17 protein-coding genes and 1 pseudogene are annotated in these 23,268 nt (G+C 34.5%); 17 read left to right on the top strand and 1 reads right to left on the bottom strand.

Annotated features, from left to right (window positions below; translation table 11 throughout):
- Window positions 1–38: 38 nt before the first annotated feature.
- The 8 genes and pseudogenes from NSS74_RS21010 to NSS74_RS20980 all read left to right on the top strand — a co-directional run bounded on the left by NSS74_RS21010 (window position 39) and on the right by NSS74_RS20980 (window position 13,537).
- The gene (locus NSS74_RS21010) at window positions 39–3,104 is read left to right on the top strand and encodes a leucine-rich repeat domain-containing protein (RefSeq protein ID WP_340814202.1); all 3,066 of its coding nucleotides are present in this window, start codon (window positions 39–41) and stop codon (window positions 3,102–3,104) included.
- Between the two features lie 303 nt (window positions 3,105–3,407).
- On the top strand, window positions 3,408–6,305 hold the full coding sequence (gene colA, locus NSS74_RS21005; RefSeq protein WP_340814201.1) for a collagenase ColA: 2,898 nt from the start codon (window positions 3,408–3,410) through the stop codon (window positions 6,303–6,305).
- 246 nt (window positions 6,306–6,551) lie between these two features.
- On the top strand, window positions 6,552–7,100 hold the full coding sequence (locus tag NSS74_RS21000; RefSeq protein WP_002134284.1) for an NfeD family protein: 549 nt from the start codon (window positions 6,552–6,554) through the stop codon (window positions 7,098–7,100).
- Window positions 7,101–7,112: 12 nt separating this feature from the next.
- The gene (locus tag NSS74_RS20995; RefSeq protein WP_002029662.1) at window positions 7,113–8,687 is read left to right on the top strand and encodes a flotillin family protein; all 1,575 of its coding nucleotides are present in this window, start codon (window positions 7,113–7,115) and stop codon (window positions 8,685–8,687) included.
- Between the two features lie 112 nt (window positions 8,688–8,799).
- A pseudogene (locus NSS74_RS27995) lies at window positions 8,800–9,987 on the top strand (HAMP domain-containing protein); the annotation flags it as partial.
- Entirely contained in the window at window positions 9,979–10,926 is a 948-nt protein-coding gene (locus NSS74_RS27990; protein ID WP_431179786.1) for a methyl-accepting chemotaxis protein, read from the top strand. The pseudogene NSS74_RS27995 and the gene NSS74_RS27990, both read left to right, overlap by 9 nt.
- Window positions 10,927–11,234: 308 nt before the next feature.
- Window positions 11,235–12,845 (top strand): ATP-binding protein, encoded by a 1,611-nt coding sequence (locus NSS74_RS20985; RefSeq protein WP_033716301.1) that lies wholly within the window; start codon window positions 11,235–11,237, stop codon window positions 12,843–12,845.
- A complete protein-coding gene (locus tag NSS74_RS20980) occupies window positions 12,845–13,537 on the top strand; it encodes a response regulator (protein ID WP_002029668.1) in 693 nt (230 codons plus the stop codon). Before NSS74_RS20985 ends, NSS74_RS20980 begins: the two co-directional genes overlap by 1 nt.
- Window positions 13,538–13,606: 69 nt before the next feature.
- Here the strand turns inward: NSS74_RS20980 and NSS74_RS20975 are convergent, their stop codons facing one another.
- Window positions 13,607–14,911 carry a CitMHS family transporter gene (locus tag NSS74_RS20975; RefSeq protein ID WP_002140311.1) on the bottom strand — a complete coding sequence of 435 codons (1,305 nt, stop codon included), beginning with the start codon at window positions 14,909–14,911 and terminating at the stop codon, window positions 13,607–13,609.
- Between the two features lie 255 nt (window positions 14,912–15,166).
- Between NSS74_RS20975 and NSS74_RS20970 the strand changes: the two genes are divergently transcribed.
- From NSS74_RS20970 to NSS74_RS20930, 9 genes are all read left to right on the top strand, one after another.
- Window positions 15,167–15,421 (top strand): hypothetical protein, encoded by a 255-nt coding sequence (locus NSS74_RS20970; protein ID WP_002029671.1) that lies wholly within the window; start codon window positions 15,167–15,169, stop codon window positions 15,419–15,421.
- Window positions 15,422–15,557: 136 nt separating this feature from the next.
- Window positions 15,558–16,061 (top strand): nitrous oxide reductase accessory protein NosL, encoded by a 504-nt coding sequence (locus tag NSS74_RS20965; protein WP_002140312.1) that lies wholly within the window; start codon window positions 15,558–15,560, stop codon window positions 16,059–16,061.
- A 289-nt stretch (window positions 16,062–16,350) separates the two neighbouring features.
- Window positions 16,351–17,223, top strand: a complete 873-nt coding sequence (locus NSS74_RS20960) for an ankyrin repeat domain-containing protein (RefSeq protein ID WP_002029673.1) — start codon at window positions 16,351–16,353, stop codon at window positions 17,221–17,223.
- A 170-nt stretch (window positions 17,224–17,393) separates the two neighbouring features.
- Complete coding sequence (locus NSS74_RS20955; protein WP_002125110.1) at window positions 17,394–18,074, top strand: GNAT family N-acetyltransferase; 681 nt, start codon at window positions 17,394–17,396, stop codon at window positions 18,072–18,074.
- 307 nt (window positions 18,075–18,381) lie between these two features.
- Window positions 18,382–18,948: a glycerol-3-phosphate responsive antiterminator gene (locus tag NSS74_RS20950; RefSeq protein WP_002010401.1), complete on the top strand. Its 567-nt coding sequence runs from the start codon at window positions 18,382–18,384 to the stop codon at window positions 18,946–18,948.
- Window positions 18,945–20,042 (top strand): ABC transporter ATP-binding protein, encoded by a 1,098-nt coding sequence (locus NSS74_RS20945; protein WP_002134297.1) that lies wholly within the window; start codon window positions 18,945–18,947, stop codon window positions 20,040–20,042. Before NSS74_RS20950 ends, NSS74_RS20945 begins: the two co-directional genes overlap by 4 nt.
- On the top strand, window positions 20,042–20,974 hold the full coding sequence (locus NSS74_RS20940; protein WP_000573576.1) for a carbohydrate ABC transporter permease: 933 nt from the start codon (window positions 20,042–20,044) through the stop codon (window positions 20,972–20,974). Before NSS74_RS20945 ends, NSS74_RS20940 begins: the two co-directional genes overlap by 1 nt.
- Window positions 20,971–21,792, top strand: a complete 822-nt coding sequence (locus tag NSS74_RS20935) for a carbohydrate ABC transporter permease (protein WP_002125118.1) — start codon at window positions 20,971–20,973, stop codon at window positions 21,790–21,792. The genes NSS74_RS20940 and NSS74_RS20935 overlap by 4 nt, the downstream gene beginning before the upstream one ends.
- A 27-nt stretch (window positions 21,793–21,819) precedes the next feature.
- A complete protein-coding gene (locus tag NSS74_RS20930) occupies window positions 21,820–23,196 on the top strand; it encodes an ABC transporter substrate-binding protein (RefSeq protein ID WP_002029681.1) in 1,377 nt (458 codons plus the stop codon).
- The last annotated feature ends 72 nt before the right edge of the window (window positions 23,197–23,268 follow it).

Genomic DNA, 23,268 nt, shown 5'->3' with positions numbered 1-23,268 from the left:
TTATATTTTGATTTATATATTTTGGAGGAGATGTAAAGTTGGAAAGAAATAAAAGAAAACATATAAATGCGATGATTATCGCTGCGGCGTTATCGCTTCCATTTGCTACGTATTCAACGCCTGCTTTAGCAGCTGTAGTAATTGAGGCGAACAAAACTGGACATGCTTTAGAAGATGGTACATATGATGCTGTTATTAAAGCGTATAAAGATAAAACGAATGAAGAGTCTATGGCAGCTGTTTATATAAAAAATCCTAAATTAACCATTGAGAAGGGGAAGAAAATTGTAACGGCAACGTTAAGTGATAGTGATTTCTTCGAATACTTGAAAACAGAGGATATTGATACTCCTGGTGTATTCCATGATGTAAAAGTCATATCAGAGGATAAAAAGAAAAATGGGACAAAGGTTATTCAATTTGAAGTTGGAGAATTAGGAAAAAGATATAATATGCAAATGCATATTTATATTCCGACAATGGCCTATGATAATAAGTACCAGGTGCAGTTTGAAGTAAATGCGTTAAATCTAGAAAACAATGTTCCAAAAGATCAAAAGGAAAATAAAGAGGATAAAGTGGATCAACAAGATGGAAATGTAATAGTAGATAAGCAATTGCAAATGCATATTAATAAATATAACTTGAATAGAGAGAATCTAAATACGCCAATAACTAAGGAAGATTTATTAAAAGTTAAATCTTTAATAGTCGTTGAGGCAAAAAGTAAAGGAATAAAAGACGTAAGCGGTCTAGAATATATGACGAACTTAGAAAACTTAACGTTGGAAGAAGTTAAGTTAGAAAATATACAATTTATCTCGAAGTTGAGACAATTAAAATCATTAAGTATAACTTATGGTGAACTCGAAGATATTGGACCTTTGGCTGAGTTAGAGCATGTTGAGATTTTAAGTTTGAGAAACAATAAAATTTCAGATTTAAGCCCATTGAGTCAAATGAAGAAGATTAAAATGTTAGATTTAAATAGCAATTATATAAAAGATATTAAACCATTATTTACAGTAACGACTTTAAGGACTTTGACTGTAGCAAATAATCAAATTAGTAATGTTAATCTTGCTGGGATTGAGCAATTGAAAAATGTGAGGAATTTATCTTTAAGTAACAATGGACTTACTAATATCGAGCATATTACCTCAATGAAAAAGTTAGTGGAGTTAGACCTTTCTAAAAATGAATTAAAAAACATCGAACCTTTATTAAGATTATCTACTGTACAATCACTTAATTTAGAGGAAAACTATATTTCAGATATAACACCACTTAGTCAATTAACAGGTTTATATGATTTAAAGCTGAGTTCGAATGAAATTCGTGATGTTAGACCTGTCCAAGAATTAGGAAAAAGAATGTATATCGATATTCAAAGACAAAAAATCTTTTTAGATGAAGCAAGTGTGGATGAAGAAATAAAGATTCCAATATACAATCTTAAAGGAGAAACACTTCAAAATATTAATGTAAAAAGTGAAGAGGCTACTCTGAATAACGGGTTTATAAAATGGAATAGTCCTGGAGAAAAAATATATGAATTTAAACTAGATACGAATTCTGCTGAAAGTAAAATAAGATTTAATGGGACGGTTATACAAAGTATAGTTGAAAAACAAACAGAAAATAAAAATGTAATTCTTGATAAAAATTTACAACAACATATTAATAAAAAGAATTTTGGTAGAGAGAATCTAAATGCCCCTATAACAAAAGAAGATTTATTACAGATTAAAACATTAGAGATACTTAAAGAAAAAGGAAAAGAGATAAAAGATCTAACTGGTTTAGAATATATGACGAACTTAGAAAACCTCACTTTAGAAGGAGTAGGGTTGAAAAATATTGAGTTCATTTCAAACTTGAAACAATTGAAAGACGTGAATGTATCTCATAATAAAATTGAAGATATAACGCCGTTATCTTCACTGGAAAATTTACAGTGGTTAAACCTTGCGGATAATCATATTAAAGATGTATCAGTTCTTGGTTCAATGTTAGACCTACTCAGTTTAAAATTAGCTGGAAATGAGATTCGTGATGTAAGGCCGTTAATACAATTAGGTCAATGGTTTTCAATTGATGCCGGAAGACAAAAAATCATTTTAAATGAAGCGAAAGTAAATGAAGAAATTCAAGTTCCGGTATATGACTTAGAAGGAGAAACTATTGAGAATATTAAACTAACAAGTGAGGGTGGAACGTTTAATAACGGAGTAATGAAATGGAGTACTCCAGGTGAAAAGGTATATAAATTTGATTTAGAGTCGGATGAAACTAGTATAAGCTTTAACGGAACAGTTATCCAGAATATAGTTGAAAAAGAAGAAGTGACAGAACCAACAAAAGAAGTTGAAGAAATAAAAGAAGAAGTAAAAGAGCCGATAAAAGAAGTTGAAGAAACAAAAGAAGAAGTAAAAGAGCCGGTAAAAGAAATTGAAGAAATAAAAGAAGAAGTAAAAGAGCCGGTAAAAGAAGTTGAAGAAACAAAAGAAGAAGTAAAAGAGCCGGTAAAAGAAGTTGAAGAAACAAAAGAAGAAGTAAAAGAGCCGGTAAAAGAAATTGAAGAAACAAAAGAAGAAGTAAAAGAGCCAGCGAAAGAAGTTGCAGGTACAAAAGAAGAAGTGAAAGAACCGGCGAAAGAAGTTGCAGGTACAAAAGAAGAGGTAAAAGAGCCGGTAAAAGAAGTTGAAGAAATAAAAGAAGAAGTAAAAGAGCCGGCGAAAGAAGTTGCAGGTACAAAAGAAGAAGTGAAAGAACGGGCGAAAGAAGTTGAAGAAATAAAAGAAGAAGTAAAAGAGCCGGCGAAAGAAGTTGCAGGTACAAAAGAAGAGGTAAAAGAATCAGCAACTGGATTGGATCAAGAGCCAAAAGGGAATAATCAAGTTGGTCCAGTAAAAGTGGTAGGACAAGAGAGTGCGAAAGAAAAAGATTCAAATAAACGACATGCTAATAAGCAAGAGGAAAATCAGAAGTCTTTAGCAGCAACTGGTGGTCAAGCTAACACACCGATCTTACTTTCTGGATTAGCACTTGTTCTTTCAGCATTAAGTATGTTTGTATTTAGAAAGAGATTATTTAAGAAATGAATAACGTTTTATCTTATTATTATACAAAATGATTATATAAGTTTTTGAGAAGACCTTATTATAGCAATTTCATGTTGAAATATGCTTATGATAAGGTCTTTTTGAATAGGGGAAGGATATTAATACGAGGATGTTTCGATTGCTTAAATAATGGAGCAACTGTAGCGGAAACTGTAAGTCCCTTTCGTTCACTATATGTTCAAAATGTATGAAGAAATAATATGAAATATTGCATTTTATATCATTTCATCCAGATAATATGTTAATTTCTTGAATGGAATATATAAATAGGGGGGCAATAATATGAACAAGCAATCAAAGATCAATAAAGTGTTGCTTAGTATTAGTACAATGGCGCTATCGCTCGGAGCAATTCAAACGAATGTATCAGCAGAAGAAAAGGTACCGTATAATGTATTGCATTCGAAACCAGTTGGAATTGAAAAACCAGTAGATGAGATCGGACACGCTTCTAAAGCCGAGGAAACATTATCATTTCAAGAACGTTTAAAAGTAGGAGATTTTTCACAGCGACCAGCATCTATTACGAAGAACTCGGCAGTAAAGCAAGCTAAAGAAGGCTATTCAATGGCTGATTTAAACAAAATGAATGATCAAGAATTAATTGAAACGTTAGGCAGTATTAAGTGGCACCAAATTACAGACTTATTCCAGTTTAATGAAGATGCAAAAGCCTTTTATAAAGATAACGGAAAAATGCAAGTAATTATAGACGAATTAGCTCATAGAGGTAGTACATTTACGAAAGATGATTCAAAAGGAATTCAAACGTTTACTGAAGTGTTACGTTCAGCTTTTTATCTTGCATTTTATAATAATGAATTAAGCGACTTAAATGAAAGAAGCTTCCAGGACAAATGTTTACCAGCGTTAAAAGCTATTGCGAAAAATCCCAACTTTAAGCTTGGAACAAATGAGCAAGATACAGTCGTATCTGCATACGGAAAATTAATTAGTAATGCATCAAGTGATGTTGAAACGGTGCAATACGCATCGGATATTTTAAAACAATATAATGATAATTTTAATGCATATGTAGACGATCGTATGAAAGGACAAGCTGTATACGATATGATGCAAGGCATTGATTATGATATACAGTCTTACTTAAATGAGGCTCGTAAAGAAGCGAATGAAACGATGTGGTATGGAAAAGTAGATGGGTTTATTAATGAAATAAATCGTATTGCTCTTTTAAATCAAGTAACACCAGAAAATAAGTGGCTCGTTAATAATGGAATTTATTTTGCTAGTCGTTTAGGTAAGTTTCATAGTAATCCAAATAAAGGATTAGAGGTTGTTACACAGGCAATGCATATGTACCCGCGTTTAAGTGAGCCGTATTTTGTTGCAGTAGAACAAATTACAACAAACTATAACGGGAAAGATTATAGCGGGAATACGGTAGATTTAGAGAAGATACGTAAAGAAGGAAAAGAGCAATACTTACCAAAAACGTATACATTCGATGATGGATCTATTGTATTTAAAACTGGGGATAAAGTGTCAGAAGAAAAAATTAAGAGATTATATTGGGCTGCGAAGGAAGTAAAAGCGCAATATCACCGTGTGATCGGAAATGACAAAGCTTTAGAACAAGGTAATGCAGACGACGTATTAACGATAGTAATCTATAATACTCCAGACGAATACCAGTTAAATAGACAATTGTATGGATATGAAACAAACAACGGTGGAATTTATATTGAAGAGACAGGGACATTCTTTACATATGAGCGTACGCCAGAGCAAAGTATTTATAGTTTAGAAGAGTTATTCCGTCATGAGTTTACTCATTATCTTCAAGGGAGATATGAAGTTCCCGGTTTATTTGGAAGAGGAGATATGTATCAAAATGAAAGATTAACTTGGTTCCAAGAAGGGAATGCAGAATTTTTCGCAGGATCTACTCGTACAAATAACGTTGTACCAAGAAAGAGCATCATTAGTGGATTATCATCTGATCCTGCAAGCCGTTATACAGCAGAGCGTACACTATTTGCTAAATATGGTTCTTGGGATTTCTATAACTACTCGTTCGCATTGCAGTCTTACTTATATACTCATCAATTTGAAACGTTTGATAAAATTCAAGATTTAATTCGTGCGAATGATGTGGGGAATTATGATACGTATCGTGAGACTTTAAGTAAAGATTCTAAGTTAAATAAAGAGTATCAAGAGTATATGCAGCAGCTAATTGATAATCAAGATAAGTACAATGTGCCGGAAGTAGCAGATGATTATTTAGCTGAACATGCACCAAAAGCACTAACAGAAGTGAAGAAAGAAATTAGTGAAACGTTGTCTATGAAAGATACAAAAATGACAAAGCATACATCTCAATTCTTTAATACATTTACATTAGAAGGCACGTTTACAGGTAGTGTAACAAAAGGTGAGTCAGAAGACTGGAAAGCAATGAGTAAAAGAGTAAATGAGGCTTTAGAACAATTGACGCAAAAAGAATGGAGTGGCTACAAAACGGTTACAGCATACTTCGTTAATTATCGTGTGAATAGTTCAAATGAATTTGAATATGATGTAGTCTTCCATGGTATCGCAAAAGATGACAGAGAAAATAAAGCTCCGACGGTTAATGTAAACGGACCTTATAATGGGTTTGTAAAAGAAGGAATTCAATTCAAAAGTGATGGATCAAAAGACGAAGATGGAAAAATCGTTTCTTATTTATGGGATTTTGGAGACGGCAGAACAAGTAAAGAATTTAATCCAGTACATGCATATGAAAGAGAAGGAACTTATAAAGTAGCGTTAGTAGTAAAAGACGATAAAGGAAAAGAGAGTAGAAGCGAAACAACTGTTACAATTAAAGATGGAAGTGTAACAGAATCAGAACCAAATAATCGTCCAGAAGAAGCAAATCGTATTGGGTTAAACACTACTATAAAAGGTAGCCTTATCGGTGGGGATCACACCGATGTTTATACATTTAATGTCGCATCAGCGAAAGATATCAATATTTCTGTTTTAAATGAGTATGGAATCGGGATGACATGGGTACTTCACCATGAATCAGATATGCAAAATTACGCAGCTTACGGTCAAGCTAATGGAAATCATATAGAAGCAAAATTTAATGCAAAACCAGGTAAGTATTACTTGTATGTATATAAATATGATAATGGTGATGGAACGTACGCATTATCAGTAAAATAAGTTCTTTTCCAATGTATGTTTAACTTTACTTTTTGTGGAAAATAGTATATTATATAGATATACAATATATCGGTTATTTACTAGGAGGAGCCTGTCACAATAGGTTTCTCCTGTTCTTTTTTAGAGGCCTGCCTTACAGGCTTTTCTTTAAAAGATAAATAACTGAAAATTAAGAACGATAATCTTTGAAAGAGGTGGGGCATACATATAACAAAAAAGGGATTGTTTAAGAAAGGGGGATAAGAAATGGTCTTGTTTGGTTATCCACTTGAAACAATTTATTTATATGGATTTATTATTGCTACTATACTCACTGTTATTTATATTTTCTTTGGAGATATATTTGAATCAATATTTAGTTTTGGGGGCGGATCTGTATCCGTTGTTACTTTACTACTTAGTTTCTTCGCCATGTTATGTGGACTTAGTTATATAGGAGAATATTTATTTTCCTTTAATAGTACTATTATTTTTGCTGGTTCATTTGCTATATCTTTTATCGGTGTTTTCATAATGAAAATATTAATTTTAAAACCGATTGCAGAAGCAGAACAAAATACGGTGCAACGTATGGATGAATTCATTGGTCGCAAGGGAGAAGTCATTACGACAATTCCTACAGAAGGATTTGGAGAAGTGTTAATCTCCTCTCCATTTGGAAGTAATGCAATACCAGCGAAAACAATTGGAAAGAAAGATATTTCACAAGGAACCGAGGTCATTATTGAAGGAGTTCAAGATGGTGTTTTGCTTGTACAAAACATCGCTTATTCTTTAAAGAAACCAAAATTATAAGGGGGAATTTACATGACGATTCCATTAATTATCGGTGGAGTTTTACTCGCAATTTTACTTCTACTCATTTTAGTATTTATTACGAAGTATCGTACAGTTGGTCCAGATGAAGCATTAATTGTAACAGGGAACTGGCTTGGTGGTGGAAAGAATGTTGTTATCACTGATGATGGAAAGAAGATTAAGATTATCCGCGGTGGTGGTACTTTCGTTGTTCCAATTATGCAACGGGCAGAACTTCTTAGCTTATTAAACTACAAATTAGAAGTTGGAACACGTGATACGTATACGAAACAAGGTGTTCCGATTACAGTAAACGGTGTTTCTATTATTAAAGTAGGATCGACAATTGAAGAAGTTTCTACAGCAGCTGAACAATATTTAGGAAAAGAAACGGAAGAGTTAAAAGTAGAAGCAAAAGAAGTTTTAGAAGGGCATCTACGTGCTATTTTATCTTCTATGACAGTAGAAGATGCTTATAGTAATAGAGAGCAATTCGCACAAAAGGTGCATGAAGTGGCCTCTACTGATTTGAAGAAGATGGGACTTCGCATCGTTTCCTTTACAATTAAAGAAATAATGGATAAAAACGGCTACTTAGATGCACTTGGTCAGCCGCAAATTGCAATGGTTAAGCGTGATGCAACAGTTGCGAATGCAGAGCGTGAAAAAGAGGCACGAATTGAAAAAGCTCGTGCTGAGAAAGAAGCAAAAGAAGCAGAATATCAACGTGATGCACAAATCGCTGAAGCTGAAAAACATAAGGAATTAAAAGTACAATCTTATAAGAGGGACCAAGAACAAGCTCGCGCAGATGCAGATCTTTCTTACGAATTACAACAAGCGAAAGCGCAACAAGGTGTTACAGAAGAGCAAATGCGAGTTAAAATCATTGAGCGTGAAAAGCAAATTGAGTTAGAAGAAAAAGAGATTGCGCGTCGTGAAAAGCAATACGATGCAGAAGTAAAGAAAAAGGCAGATGCAGATCGCTATGCTGTTGAACAATCAGCTGAAGCGGAAAAAGTAAAACAAATGAAAAAAGCAGATGCGGATCAATATAAAATTGAAGCAGAAGCAAGAGCACGTGCAGAAGAAGTTCGTGTAGAAGGTTTAGCAAAAGCAGAAATTGAAAAAGCACAAGGTCAGGCAAAGGCAGAAGTACAAAAGGCGCAAGGTACAGCGGAAGCAGATGTTATTAGGTTAAAAGGTTTAGCAGAAGCAGAAGCGAAACAAAAAATTGCAGAAGCATTTGAATTATATGGGCAAGCCGCGATTATGGATATGGTTCTTAAAATGCTTCCGAGTTATGCGAAAGAAATTGCGAGTCCGCTTAGCAACATTGATAAAATTACAGTCGTTGATACAGGCGGTGGTGGAAAGAATAGCGGCGCCGGAAAAGTTGCAGGGTATGCGACAGATTTAATGGCAACAATGCAAGAAACGTTAAAAGCTTCTTCTGGCATTGATTTAAAAGAATTACTAGAAGGATTCGCTGGAAAAGGTGCCGTGCAACAACTATCAAATGATAAACCTGTAGTATCAGTAGTAGAAGATGAGAAGAAAGAAATAAACAAAGATAAAGAATAGCAAGATGAAAAGAACCTCTAGTAAATGGGATACTAGAGGTTCTTTCGTGAAATGTAATATTTCGAATAATGTACATTTTTATATATTGTTTTAATTATTTAAATTCTATAGAATGAAAAAGGTATGTAACAATACTTTAAATGTAGAGAAAGATGAGGGAAAAGAGAAAGAGGGTCTCATCAATACATTTAAATCGTATGATTTGTATAAAAAGATTAAATGTAAAGAAATTGCATTTAAAACGGTATGGAGGGGTAGGAATATGTTTCAAGGAAAATTAAGGAGTAGAAGCTTAAAAACAAAGTTACTTGTATCATTTATTATTATTTTGATTGCACCAAGTATTGTAATTGGTTGGACGTCTTATCAGCAGGCGAAGACAAATTTTAATGAAACAATTTTGCAATCAGCAAAAGATAACGTGAAGGTTTTAAATAATGTAATTAATAAAGAGTTAGATAGTAAGAAAGTAGACGCAGCATATTTTACAAAATTATTCACTGGAGCGAGCTATCAAGCAGATCAGCTTCAAAACGTGCAAAATAAATTAGAAGAATATAATAAATTACATCCAGAAATGGAAGCAATCTATACTGGATCTAGTAATGGACAATTTATTCAATCACCGGTACTTCAAATGCCAGAAGGGTATAATCCTACAGAAAGAGATTGGTATAAAGAGGCAGTGAAAAAAAGTGGTGAAGTAATTATCACAGCTCCATATAAATCAAAAACGACAGGAAATATTGTTGTTACAATAGCAAAACAAAATGAAGATAAAAGTGGCGTTCTCGGTATTGATTTAATTATTAATGATATTGTAAATACTTCAAAAATGGTTAATATCGGTAAAGAAGGGTATGTTGCAATTTTTGATCAAGATAAAAATGTAGTAGCACATCCAGCGTTAAAGCCGGGGGAGAAGGTAGAAGAGAAACTTGAAAAAGAGCTGTACAAGCAGGAAATAGGTGATTTTAAATTCTCATTAGATGGTGAGGATCGTAATATTACCTTTAAAACAAATAAGCAAACTGGATGGAAAATAGCAGGAATTATGCCTTCAAAAGAAATAATTGAAGCGGCTGAACCTATTTTCTATAAAACATTAACTGTTATTGGTATCTCGTTAATAATTGGTGGAATTATAATTTACTTCATAATTGCTTCTATTATTAAACCGTTAAAGCAACTTGTTATATCAGCGAGGAAAATTAGCGAAGGTGACTTAACGGAATCAATTGCTGTTCGTTCGAGGGATGAAATTGGACAGTTAGGTGAAAGTTTTAATGAGATGGCGGCATCATTACATGATGTAATTTCAAATATTAATACTTCAGCTGGTCATGTAGCAGCTTCTTCGGAAGAATTAACGGCTAGTATGAAGCAAGCAAGTGAAGCGACGGAACAAATTACAAGGGCGATGGAACAAGTATCGAGTGGGGCAGAAATACAAACGCGGGAAGTTGAAGAAGGAGCGACTCTGTTAGAAGAAGTTACAGAAGGAATTCAGCGTGTTGCGGATAGCTCTTCATTAGTATCCACAGCCTCTATGTATACGAAGCAAAAAGCTGAAGATGGTGGAAAGTTAGTTGAACAAACTGTGAATCAAATGCAATTAATTCATGAGTCTGTGTCACAGTCAGACGAAGTCATTTCTTTATTAGATGATAAGTCGAAGCAAATTGGAGCTATTCTAGAAGTGATTCAACATATTGCACAGCAGACAAACTTATTAGCATTAAATGCTGCAATTGAGGCTGCAAGAGCTGGAGAGCAAGGAAGAGGTTTTGCAATTGTAGCAGATGAAGTACGTAAACTAGCGGAACAATCGGGACAGTCTTCTACGGAAATTGGAAAGTTAGTGAAAGAGATACAATTTGATATAAGAGAAACTGTAAGTTCTATGAATCAAGTTGGGACAGAGGTACAATCAGGGCTTGTAGTTGCAAATGAGGCGAAGCAAAGCTTTGTAGAAATATTGAAATCTACAAATGATACAGTTGTACAAATTGATAGTATGGTAGATGTAGCGAAGCGAATGACGATAGATACAAAACAAGTAAGTGCATCTATTAATGAAATTGCAGCAACGATTGAAGAAAATGCAGCAAGCGTTCAAAATATTGCTGGCTCCTCTGAAGAACAAGTAGCTTCAGTAGAAGAAATAAATTCAGCAGCAGTTCACTTATCGCGAATGGCTGAAGAATTACAAGAGATGATTGGTAAATTTAAAGTGTAATAACAAGCATTAAGAAACGAGGTAGTAATTTTACCTCGTTTCTTTTTTTATCCCGCTATTTGTGGGCAGTAAAACTCCCACCTCATAATTCGGCTGGAGCAAAGAAGTTAGGTGGGAGTCGGGCGGCCCGTAGATGCCCGATTGGTGAAGGCTAATAATCAGTGAGGGATGAACAAAACCCCCACTGATTAAAGTTTCACTTTATGAAGATAAAGATAAAGAAATATATAGTAACCGTGTTATGATAAAAGGTGATATTTAAAAAAACTGTATTTTCTTTAAATTCTATCTTTAGCCATGTTAGGGGAATGATTTTGAAATTGAAGAAATTGAAACTGCAACCGAGAATTACATTAACTATTAGTACACTTATTCTTGTTGTACTGCTGTTAACGAGTTATTTATTTTACTACATATTATCTGAAACGGTAGAAGACCAAATCGGAAAAAGAGCGTTGCATGTTGCGAAAACAGTTGCTGCTATACCGGAAATCCAGGAAGCTTTTCAAAAAGAAAATCCAGCTTCTATTATTCAGCCAATTGCAGAAAAAATTCGAATCGAAACAGATGCTGATTTTATTGTAGTTGGAAATAAAGATGGTATTCGTTATGCGCATCCTAAGCGAGATAAAATAGGAGAGAGAATGGTTGGCGGAGATAATGAAGGGGTTCTATTAGAAGGGGAATCTTATGTTTCGAAAGCAACGGGATCATTAGGGCCTTCACTACGCGGAAAAGTCCCGATTCGTAATCAGGATAATGAAATTATTGGTGTAGTATCTGTTGGTTTTTCAATGGATGATATTCATGGAGCGATAGAAGTGTATGGAAAGCGTGTGTTTTGGATTACAATAACAGGTCTGTTAATTGGAATAATAGGCTCTGTATATTTAGCAAAAAGTATTAAGCGGATGATGTTTGGAATGGAGCCAGAAGAAATTTCATCTTTATACGAGGAGCATAGTACAGTTATTCAATCTGTACGTGAAGGGATTGTAGTAATCGATAAAAATGGAATGGTTAGTTTAGTAAATCAAGCGGCATACGATATCCTTTCTTTAGATAAACAACAAAATATAATGGGAGAATTTATTTTAGATGTTATTCCTAATTCATCGATACTGGATGTACTTCAAACCGGAGAAGAACAATTTGATCGCCAATTAAATATAAAGGGACAGGATGTTATTGCTAATCGTCTACCTATTAAAGTTAATCATAAAGTAACTGGTGTAGTATCCAGTTTACGCCTGAAATCTGAAATGGATCAATTAACAGCAGAATTGTCTCAAACGCGGCAATATACAGAGGCATTGCGGGCACAAACGCATGAATATAACAATTTATTGTATACGCTTTCGGGTCTTATCCAATTAGAGTCGTATGAAGATGCTTTAGAGCTTATTCATAAGGAAACAGCAGTATATCAAGAGTTCGTTCAATTTATTATGAAACGAATTCAAAATCCATGGTTAGGTGGGATTTTAATTGGATTTTATAATAGGGCGCGAGAGTTGAAGATTGATTTTATGTTAGATCGGGAAAGTAGTTTAGAAGAGTTAAGTCCGCATATTGAGAGTAATTACGTTGTTTCTATTTTAGGGAATTTGATTACGAATGCATTTGAAGCAATCGAAAGAAATCACGAACATAATAAGAAAGTAAGAATGTTTGTAACAGACATTGGAGAAGAAATATTAATTGAAGTGGAAGATTCAGGACAAGGTGTTCATGATGAAATAATTACAAGTATATTCTATAAAGGTTTTTCGACGAAGGCGGGCGAAAAACGTGGATATGGATTAGCGAAAGTGAAAGAGTTAGTGGAAGATTTAAATGGGAGTATTGCGATTGAAAAAGGGGATTTAGGTGGTGCTTTATTTATAATTGCATTACCGAAAGAGAGAGGCGAATTGTAATGAATGAGGGGATTGAAGTATTGATTGTAGAAGATGATATTCGGATTGCGGAAATTCATCGTCGTTTTACTGAAAAAATTGAAGGGTTTAAAGTAATTGGAACAGCAACGACTGGGGAACAGGCGAAAGAATGGTTAGAGTTTGTAAAGCCACAACTCGTTTTATTAGATGTATATTTACCTGACATGCAAGGGACTGAACTCGTCACATATATTAGGCATAATTTGCATGATACAGATATTATTATGATTACAGCCGCATCAGAGACGGATGTAGTGCGACATGCTTTACGAGGCGGAGTAACAGATTATATTGTAAAGCCACTTACATTTGATCGGTTTAAAACAAGTTTAGAAAGTTATCAAAAGAAGATTACGAAGTTAAAGAAAAATACTCAATTATCTTCAGAACAGATTGAACATCTATGGTCCCAAAGAGGGGTGCAGGCAAATCAAATAGAATATGCGCCAAAAGGAATCGACCCTTTAACGTTAGCAAAAATAAAAAAGCATATGCTAACTATTAATGAAGAGGGAATTACTGCAGAGATACTAAGTTCAATGGTAGGTGTAAGCCGATCAACTGCTAGGCGCTATTTAGAGTATTTGATCTCTGGAAAGAAAGTGCATGCGGAGCTTATATATGGAAGTGTGGGAAGGCCAGAAAGAAGGTATTTCCGCGTTTCTTCATAGGGGATTTTTTCAACAATAAAAACAGTAGAGGATTATTACATTTCCTCTACTGTTTTTTCTAGTTTCATCTTATATTGGAATAATTCCAATTACAATTCCAGTAATCAACATAACCATTGTCGTTCCAACAGCCCAAAGTAAAGTGAATCGTTGGTGTTCACCAAAATCAACCTTGGCCATTCCGACTAATAAATAAGTGGAAGCCACGAGGGGACTCAGTAAGTGAACAGGTTGACCGAGTAACGAAGCACGTCCCATTTCTGCTGCACTAATTCCGTAAGCGGCAGCAGCTTTCGTTAAAATAGGTAATACGCCGAAGTAAAAGGCATCATTAGACATGAAAAATGTGAACGGCATACTTAGTAAAGCTGTAATAATTGGAAGTTGGGGGCCAAGTGCATCTGGTATAAGAGTAACAACACTTTGAGCCATTGCATCTACCATTTTTGTTCCAGATAGAATACCTGTGAAAATTCCAGCAGCAAAGACGAGAGAAACAACCGCTAATACGTTTCCAGCGTGAGACGCAATACGCTCTTTTTGCTGTTCTAAGTTTGGATAGTTAATCATAACAGCAATAGCAAAAGCGACTGTAAATAAAACAGGTAACGGCATAATCTCTAGTATGAGACAAACGAGGAGGGAAGCAGTTAATAAAAAGTTAATCCATAGCAGTTTCGGGCGTTTATGCACGGCAGCTTCGACTGTCGCAGCTTGCTCATCCATTGTTTGCATGTGTTTTAAATATTGGACATCCATAATTCCTAAACGTTTTCTTTCTTTTTTTCCAAGATAGTAGGCAACGAAAACTACCCAAATTGCACCAGCAATCATTCCTGGTATAAGTGGTGTGAAGAGCTCTGATGCATCAAGTCCAAGAGCACTCATAACCCGAGCAGTTGGTCCACCCCAAGGTGTAAGATTTGTAACACCTGCCCCTAACATAACAACCCCAGCTAATATAAGTGGATTCATTCCAAGACGTTTATATAGTGGATACATTGCGGAAACTGTAATCATATATGTTGTTGTTCCGTCACCATCTAATGAAACGATAATAGTAAGAATAGCTGTACCAACAACAATTTTTAAAGGATCACCTTTTACAAATTTTAAAATTTTACTAATAACAGGATCGAATAAACCGCTATCAATCATAATTCCGAAATATAAAATGGCGAACATAAGCATAATACCAGTAGGTGCTAGCTTTTGAATTCCTTCTAACATCATCGGGCCCATATTGGCATAAAAGCCACCAATTAATGCGAAAATAATTGGAACTAATATTAATGCTACTAAGGCTGACATACGTTTAGTCATAATCAAAAACATAAAGACGAATACCATTGCAAATCCAAGTAATGCTACCATGTAATCTCCCCCTCAAAAAATGATTGCGCTTTCAATATAAAACGAAAATTCAGATAAAAGGTTTTTTATTTATAATAAAAGGTTCAATTCGAATGGTAAATAATTAAAGAAATAACATCATTAGAAACATAATCTTTATTTTGATCATTTTGTTCATGAGGTAATTTTGAATTTTTAAAAAGATAAATGCCTTCGTACAAGAATGGTAGAATAAGGTGAAAACGAGAAGCGCGTGAAGTAGGGAGTAGATTTTGAATGGAAACAAGAATAGAAGAGATTTATAGTTCATGTAAAGGAAAAGTAGAGGAGATTTTTATTAATGAATCCTCTTACGTATATGAATGGGAGAAATTAATGATGATCCGAAAAAATGATGGTGAGCTTGAGAAAATCGGGATAGGGATCAGTGGAAATATAAGATTAGTAAATGTAGAAGTTGGACAGGAAATTGATACGGATACATTATTAGTTAAGCTGGAAGATGATTTATTAATTACTGGTTGTGAATGATGAGGGATGTGTAGAAGTAACTGCACATCTCTTTTTTGTTCCATATATTACAAAAAGAACATTGTTTTTTCACAAATCTCACACAACCTTCTGCTATTCTTTTCGTGGAGTATACGGTTTTTAGGGAGGAATATTAATGAGGGTAAAATATGTCGTACTTGTTATATGTGTATGTTTCATCTTTATGGCAGTAGGATGTGGAAAACAGGAAATAAAAGCTGTGGCAATTAATGAGAAACATGATAAATGTGATATTTGCCAAATCGGGGTAATGGATAATCAATTTGCAACAGAAATCATTTTAGAAAGTGGAAAAGCGTTAAAGTTTGATGATATCGGTTGTATGTATAAATGGATGGAGATCAATTCAGGTGAAAAGACGAAAGAAAAATTTGTTCGAGATTATGATTCGAAAGATTGGGTTTCGTTAGAAGATGCTACTTACGTATATGATAAAACAATAACGACACCGATGGCTTATAATGTCATTTCATTTAAAAATAAAAAAGATGCAGAGAGTTTTGTATCTAACTATAAGGGGAAAGTTCTTTCGTATAAAGAGCTATCAGAGCATAAATGGGAAATGAATAAAGAGATGATGGGGAAACCGAAAACAGGGAATCACGGTGGGCATCATTAATAATAGAAAAGGACAACTATATAGTTGTCTTTTTCTATTATTACTCAGGTGCAAATATAGAAAAGGTGTAAAAATTTTAGAAGAACGGTTACAATGGAATATAGTAACCTAAAGCAATCATTTATGTACTTTTTAGAAATATATACAAATGCGGTAAAAACGTGCTAAACTAATTGCTTCATAATGTTAATGATGAGGCCATCAGGCGTATCATTCCAATAGGTTGAGAAACATAGTATAAGTTTAAGATAATCCGATTAAAGAAGGAATCTAAAGGGCTTATGGATAAATGTACTCAAGAAGAGTTATTGTATGTGATGGAGGAATGGTTAAGAAAACATTATCTTTCATAGGAGCTGTAGTTGTGAGAAAACAAAAAATTTTATTATGTATGTTATTAGGACTTTTAATGACGGTAGTGGCTTGCGATAAGCAAGAGGAGCCAGAATCAAAACCGGTTCATGTGAAAAACGAAAAGAAAAAAGAAAAGCATAAAGAACAGGAAGAATCTAAAGAAGAAAAAAGTATAAATTTAATGGACAAACAGTTGCTACTTTCTGCGACGCTTGGAGACACAGAAACAGCTATGAAGCTGATCCAAGATGGAGCGAATATCAATGTAGAAGGTGACAACGGAGAAACGCCTGTCCTTGCAGCGACGTATCAAAATCATGTAGAGACAGTTAAAGCATTAATTGATGCGGGTGCTGATATTGAAATTCAAGACGAAAAACAAAGTAATCCATTTCTTTATGCAAGTAGAGAAGGATATACGGATATTGTAAAAGTATTAATTAATGCAGGAGTTAATACGAAGGAAACGACTAAGTCAGGTGGAACAGCACTTATTTCTGCATCTGAGCGTGGCCATGTAGAGGTTGTTAAAGAATTATTAGAGCATACAGATATTGATGTGAATTATAAGAATGAACGTGGTGGAACAGCTTTATTAGAAGCAATTGTATTAGGAAATGGTAGTGAAAGTCATAAGAAAGTAATTCAAATGCTTATTGACCACGGGGCAGATGTAAATATGGCCAATAAGGAAAATATTACGCCGCTGCAATATGCTGAAAAAAGAGGTTTTAAAGATATTGCGAATATGTTGAGGATAGCTGGAGCGAATGAAGTAGTACAGCCACAACCACAACTGGCAGAATAACAAGCTGAAGAAATAAAAAGCACGAGATAATCCCATTTAGATAGACAGAATGAAGAAGTCATTTTAGTATGATGGATTCAGTAATGTGTATTTAAATGGGATTTTTGTTTTGAAAAAATGGATGGATGCTATATCGAGAAGGCTACAAATAGTAGTTAAGGAGGGTATAAATGCGATTTTCAGAACTTGAGTTAATAGCAATTCAGGCAGAAGTTTTATTTGTTCATAATCAAGTAGGAAGAATAAAGTGTGTAAATGAAAATGGAAATCTGAAAGCACCACGTTTTTTTCTTAGCAGAACTCGTGAAGGGAATATAACGAGGTATCATTATAAACTGCATGGTGAAATGATAAGTAAGATTGAGAAATTAATTCGAGAATGCTCAAATCACATTGAGATAGCAAAGATTATTAAAGTATTAAATGAAGAGAGAACGGTGGAGAATATTTGGGTGGGTCCTGCTTTCATGTTCCCTAATAATTTACATAAGCCAACTAGAACAATACAAATAACAGAGAAGAATAAAGAGCTTTTGCGAGAAAATTTTTCTAATCTAATAGAACAGATGGAATGGAGGCGACCTTATTTTGCAATTGTAAAAAATGAAAAGGTAGTTTCTATATGTTGCAGTGCCAGAAGTACGCCCGTAGCTGCTGAGGCAAGTGTGGAAACTTTAGTGGAGTTTCAAGGGAATGGATATGGTGCTGATGTCGTTACAGCCTGGGCACTATCAATACAAGAGGAAAAGCGCATTCCGCTTTATAGTACTTCTTGGGATAACTTTGCTTCGCAAGCAGTGGCGAGAAAACTAAAACTCATTAACTATGGAATGAATTTACACATTGATTGAATTTTAAACATTGTTGTGTTCTGTTGGGATTTATTCGTATATCTAGATTATTGTAAAAGTGATATGGTGAATATTAACATTCGATTAACATCTAATTAACAATTTATCAAAACTGACTTAATAAATGCGTAATATAGTAAAGATAACAAAATAACTAGGGTAGAGAACATTTGAGAACACCCGCTTACATATAACGTGCCGCTTTCTTAAGTGTGCTCTATTCCCTAGAGTTCAAATAAGGAGAAAGGTGTTCTATGTAAGTAGGTGTTTTTAGTTTGGATAAAAATAGAAAAGATAGGTGGAATGAATGTTTAAAGAACCTTATATTGCGATGATAAAGGATTGGAAAGGGTACAAAACATACAAAAAATTACCGAAAACAGTTTTTCTTATGACTGGTTCAATGCTGGAGTTACCAGAGCGTGTATATGAACTACAGAAACATGGACACGATGTATTTCTTCATTGTGATTTTATACAAGGCTTAAATACGAACACAGAGGAAGCACTTTTATATATTCAAGATGTTATCGGAGCACAAGGTATTATTTCGACAAAGGGATCGACAATTCGAAATGCCAATAAAATTGGATTGAAAACGATTCAACGCATTTTTATTGTTGATACTTTATCTCTTACAAAATCAATTGAAAATTGTAAAACGACTAAACCGAATGCAGTAGAGATTATGCCTGGCATTATGCCTTCTATTATTAAACAGCTAGCGGAGGAAATAAAATTCCCTATTATTGCAGGTGGGCTGATTCAAACGCGAGAGGATGCAGAAATCGCAATTCGTGCAGGAGCAAGTGCAATTTCAACGAGTCATTATGAAGTGTGGATACAAGAAGAAAAAAGGAGTGCAACCTTGTGATTGAATTGAAAAATGTTTCAAAGGTATATAAAAATGCGGAAGAGACAGCAGTTAAAGACGTATCAGTTCATATTAAAAGAGGAGAATTTTTTGTTTTAGTTGGACCTTCGGGATGTGGAAAAAGTACATTATTACGAATGCTGGCTGGTTTAGAAGAAATTTCTTCGGGAGATTTAATTATTAATGAACATGTTGCAAATGATTTAGAGCCGAAAGACCGTAATCTATCAATGGTATTTCAAAATTATGCATTATATCCACACCTAACTGTAGAAGAAAATATTTTATTTGGACTTAAGGTAAGGAAGGTACAAAAAGAAGAGCGACAAAAGCGATTAATGGAAGCTATTGAAATGGTAGGACTGAAAGAGTATGTGAAAATGAAACCGGGCCAATTATCAGGCGGGCAAAGACAGCGTGTTGCACTTGCTAGGGCCATCGTCAGTCAAGCACCGATTTGTTTAATGGATGAACCACTTTCGAATTTAGATGCGAAATTACGTGCACAGATGAGGATTGAAATTAGAGAAATTCAGCAACGATTAGGAATTACGATGATTTACGTTACTCACGATCAAATAGAAGCAATGACTATGGGAGATCGTATTATGGTTTTAAATAAAGGAAGTATACAACAAGTTGGAACACCGCTTGATATATATAACGAACCAGCAAACGAATTTGTTGCAAGTTTTATAGGTTCTCCTTCTATGAATATAAATGATGGGGAAGTGGATAAAGAAAAAGGCATATTACATATAGGGCAATTGCAAATCCCATTATCTATTGGACAGCTAAAGCAATTACCAGAAGGAACTATTCGAATAGGTATGCGTCCTGAGCATATTGCACTGTCTGAGGAAGGACAAGAAGTGACACTGCAATCTGTAGAAGTATTAGGGAATGAATCTATATTAAACTTTGCGGTAAATGGAACAACTTGGAGTGCGAAAGTCATCGGACAGTTACTCCTGAACAAAGGTGACAAAGTAAAATTATTATTCTCGCAAGAAAAACTATGCTTCTTTCACCAAAATACGAATGAACGATTAAAAGTGGTGGCTGAAGAAGAGTTGAAAGTGGTGGCGAAATAATGATTGAAGTAGGTAAGTTACCAGTTCAAACAACAGTGTCAAAAAAGAAGAGTTTATGGGGCAGAACGAAAGATTTAAGAATAGGATTATTGTTTTTGGCGCCATCTATTTTGTTATTTTCAATTTTTCTTTTCTATCCATTGTTTAGGACGATCTACTATAGCTTTTATTTAACAGATATACACGGAGAAGCTAATCTTTTCGTTGGCTTAGAAAATTATCAATATTTATTTTCGGATCCTGCTTTCTACAAAAGTATAAAGTCAACTTTATTATTTGTTTTATATACAGTTCCTACTAGCATTGTATTCGCCTTATTTCTTGCATTAATTGCAAATGAAAAAGTAAGAGGGATCGGGTTATTCCGAGTACTGTTTTCTTCAACGATGGGAATATCAGTAGCTGCTAGTGCAGTGATTTGGCTATTTTTATTTCATCCAAGTGTAGGGTTATTTAATAATATATTAGCCTCTATGAATCTTCCTGCAATCGCATGGTTAACGAGTCCAGAATGGGCACTGTTTTCTGTATCGGTTACAACGGTTTGGGTGAATACAGGATTTGCATTTTTAGTTATATTAGGTGGTTTACAAAATATTGATACGTCTTTATATGAGAGTGCATCTATAGATGGTGCTAGTTATTTATATAAGCTTCGCCGCGTTACATTACCGATGCTATCACCAACTTTATTTTTTATCGTGACAGTAACGTTAATTAGTGCATTCCAAAGCTTTGGACAAATTGATATTTTAACGCACGGTGGACCGAATGATGCAACGAATTTAATTGTGTACTCGATTTATAAAGAGGCATTTGTGAATCATCAATTTGGAACAGCAAGTGCACAAGCGATGGTATTATTTATTTTCATTTTTATTGCTACATTGATTCAATTTAAGTTTGCTGAGAGAAAGGTGCATTATAAATGATCGTTAAACAGTGGAAACAAAATTTCCTATTATACATGCTGCTCATTATTAGTGCAGTAATGGTGTTTTTTCCTGTACTGTATGCGTTTTTAATAAGCTTTATGACACCAGACGATATTCAAATGAGAAGGTTATTTCCAACTCAATTTACTTTTGATAATTTCATTAATATTTTTCAAAAAGTACCTCTTTTTACATACTTATATAACAGTTTAATTGTATCGACAGTTGTTATGCTTGGACAACTTATCGTATCCAGTTTAGCAGCTTATGCTTTTGTTTTTCTTCAGTTTAAAGGCAGAAACTTAATTTTCTTCTTGTTTATTTCAACAATGCTTATTCCGTGGGAAGCAACGATGGTACCGAACTTTTTAACGATTCAAAACTTCGGATGGATTAATAGTTTTGCTGGGATGACGGTGCCATTTTTTGCAACAGCTTTCGGTATTTTCTTACTACGTCAACATTTTATGACACTTCCGAATGAACTGAAAGAAGCTGCTTTTATTGAAGGGATTGGAAATGTAAGGTTTTTATTCAGTGTTGTAATTCCGTATTGTAAAACGAGTTTTATTACGCTTGGAGTATATAGCTTTTTAACAACGTGGAATATGTATTTGTGGCCGCTCTTAGTAACCACTGATGAAAAAGTAAGAACGGTTCAAATTGGTGTAAAGCAGCTTCAATCTCAAGAAGTTGCAACTGATTGGGGCAGTGTAATGGCCGGTGTTACGGTTATCGTCATTCCAACGTTGATTTTACTATTTTTAGGGCAAAAGCAATTACAAAAAGGATTAACAAAAGGTGCAATTAAATAAGCATACATAGGAAAAGGTGGGATTGAGATGAGTTTATTGAAAAAAAGTGCTGCTCTTTTAATGGCAGCCACAATGGCATTAACCGGCGCAGCTTGTTCAAATAGTAAAACAGAGGGGAAACCTGAAGCACAGGCAAAAGTAGCTCCAGTTGAAAAGAATGGTGATAAAACTGTAATTCGTTTCTGGCATGCAATGGGTGGAAAAACACAAGGTGTACTAGATGGGCTTGTTGCAGACTATAATAAGTCGCAGAATAAATACGAGATAAAGGCAGAGTTCCAAGGAACATACGAAGAGTCTTTAACGAAATTTAAAACGATGTCTGCAACGAAAGAAGCGCCAGCTCTTGTTCAATCGAGTGAAATTACAACGAAGTATATGATTGATAGCAAAAAGATTACGCCTATCGATAGCTGGATTAAAAAAGATAAGTACGATACATCAAAATTAGAAAAAGCAATTACGAACTATTATTCAGTTGATGAAAAAATGTATTCTATGCCGTTTAATTCATCTACACCAGTATTAATTTATAATAAGGATGCTTTCGCGAAGGCTGGATTAGATCCAGAGAAAGCTCCGCAAACATATGATGAGTTAAAAGAAGCGGCGAAAAAGTTAACGATTAAAGAAGGCGGAAATGTAAAGCAGTATGGATTTTCAATGCTGAATTATGGTTGGTTCTTTGAAGAGTTGTTAGCGACACAAGGTGCTTTATATGTAGACAACGAAAATGGCCGTAAAGATGCTGCAAAGAAAGCGGTATTTAACGGAAAAGAAGGTCAAAAAGTATTTGGGATGTTAGATGAATTAAATAAAGCTGGTGCACTTGGAAAGTATGGAGCAAGTTGGGATGATATTCGTGCTGCGTTCCAGTCTGGACAAGTTGCTATGTATTTAGATTCTTCAGCTGGTGTTCGTGATTTAATTGATGCATCTAAGTTTAATGTAGGCGTTTCGTATATTCCGTATCCAGAAGATTCGAAACAAAATGGTGTTGTTATTGGCGGTGCATCATTATGGATGACGAATATGGTTTCAGAAGAAACGCAGCAAGGTGCTTGGGACTTTATGAAATATTTAACGAAGCCAGATGTACAAGCAAAATGGCATACTGCAACAGGATATTTCTCAATTAATCCAGATGCATATAATGAGCCGTTAGTAAAAGAGCAGTATGAAAAGTATCCGCAGTTAAAAGTAACGGTAGAGCAATTACAAGCAACGAAGCAATCTCCAGCAACTCAAGGGGCATTAATTAGTGTATTCCCAGAATCAAGAGATGCAGTTGTAAAAGCATTAGAAGCAATGTATGACGGAAAGAATAGTAAAGAAGCTTTAGATGAAGCTGCAAAAGCAACAGATAGAGCAATTAGTATTTCAGCTCGTACGAGTCAAAAATAAGAGAAAGCCGCATCCTTTTTCAGGATGCGGCTTTCTTTATTGGGAGATAAGGGATCAAAGAAATGATGAAGT

The organism is Bacillus sp. FSL E2-8868 (genome assembly GCF_038005505.1).
GTDB classification, from domain to species: Bacteria; Bacillota; Bacilli; order Bacillales; family Bacillaceae_G; genus Bacillus_A; species Bacillus_A mycoides.
This window is presented reverse-complemented; position numbering and strand designations above follow the sequence as displayed.

Bases quoted from the DNA above. Each gene is read 5' to 3' on its own strand.
- NSS74_RS20950 (WP_002010401.1), top strand. From the start codon at position 18,382: ATGTTTAAAGAACCTTATATTGCGATGATAAAGGATTGGAAAGGGTAC.
- NSS74_RS20970 (WP_002029671.1), top strand. From the start codon at position 15,167: ATGGAAACAAGAATAGAAGAGATTTATAGTTCATGTAAAGGAAAAGTA.
- NSS74_RS20940 (WP_000573576.1), top strand. From the start codon at position 20,042: ATGATTGAAGTAGGTAAGTTACCAGTTCAAACAACAGTGTCAAAAAAG.
- colA (WP_340814201.1), top strand. From the start codon at position 3,408: ATGAACAAGCAATCAAAGATCAATAAAGTGTTGCTTAGTATTAGTACA.
- NSS74_RS20995 (WP_002029662.1), top strand. From the start codon at position 7,113: ATGACGATTCCATTAATTATCGGTGGAGTTTTACTCGCAATTTTACTT.
- NSS74_RS27990 (WP_431179786.1), top strand. From the start codon at position 9,979: ATGGCGGCATCATTACATGATGTAATTTCAAATATTAATACTTCAGCT.
- NSS74_RS20935 (WP_002125118.1), top strand. From the start codon at position 20,971: ATGATCGTTAAACAGTGGAAACAAAATTTCCTATTATACATGCTGCTC.
- NSS74_RS20975 (WP_002140311.1), bottom strand. From the start codon at position 14,911: ATGGTAGCATTACTTGGATTTGCAATGGTATTCGTCTTTATGTTTTTG.
- NSS74_RS21000 (WP_002134284.1), top strand. From the start codon at position 6,552: ATGGTCTTGTTTGGTTATCCACTTGAAACAATTTATTTATATGGATTT.
- NSS74_RS20965 (WP_002140312.1), top strand. From the start codon at position 15,558: ATGAGGGTAAAATATGTCGTACTTGTTATATGTGTATGTTTCATCTTT.
- NSS74_RS20980 (WP_002029668.1), top strand. From the start codon at position 12,845: ATGAATGAGGGGATTGAAGTATTGATTGTAGAAGATGATATTCGGATT.
- NSS74_RS20930 (WP_002029681.1), top strand. From the start codon at position 21,820: ATGAGTTTATTGAAAAAAAGTGCTGCTCTTTTAATGGCAGCCACAATG.
- NSS74_RS20960 (WP_002029673.1), top strand. From the start codon at position 16,351: ATGTACTCAAGAAGAGTTATTGTATGTGATGGAGGAATGGTTAAGAAA.
- NSS74_RS20985 (WP_033716301.1), top strand. From the start codon at position 11,235: ATGATTTTGAAATTGAAGAAATTGAAACTGCAACCGAGAATTACATTA.
- NSS74_RS20955 (WP_002125110.1), top strand. From the start codon at position 17,394: ATGCGATTTTCAGAACTTGAGTTAATAGCAATTCAGGCAGAAGTTTTA.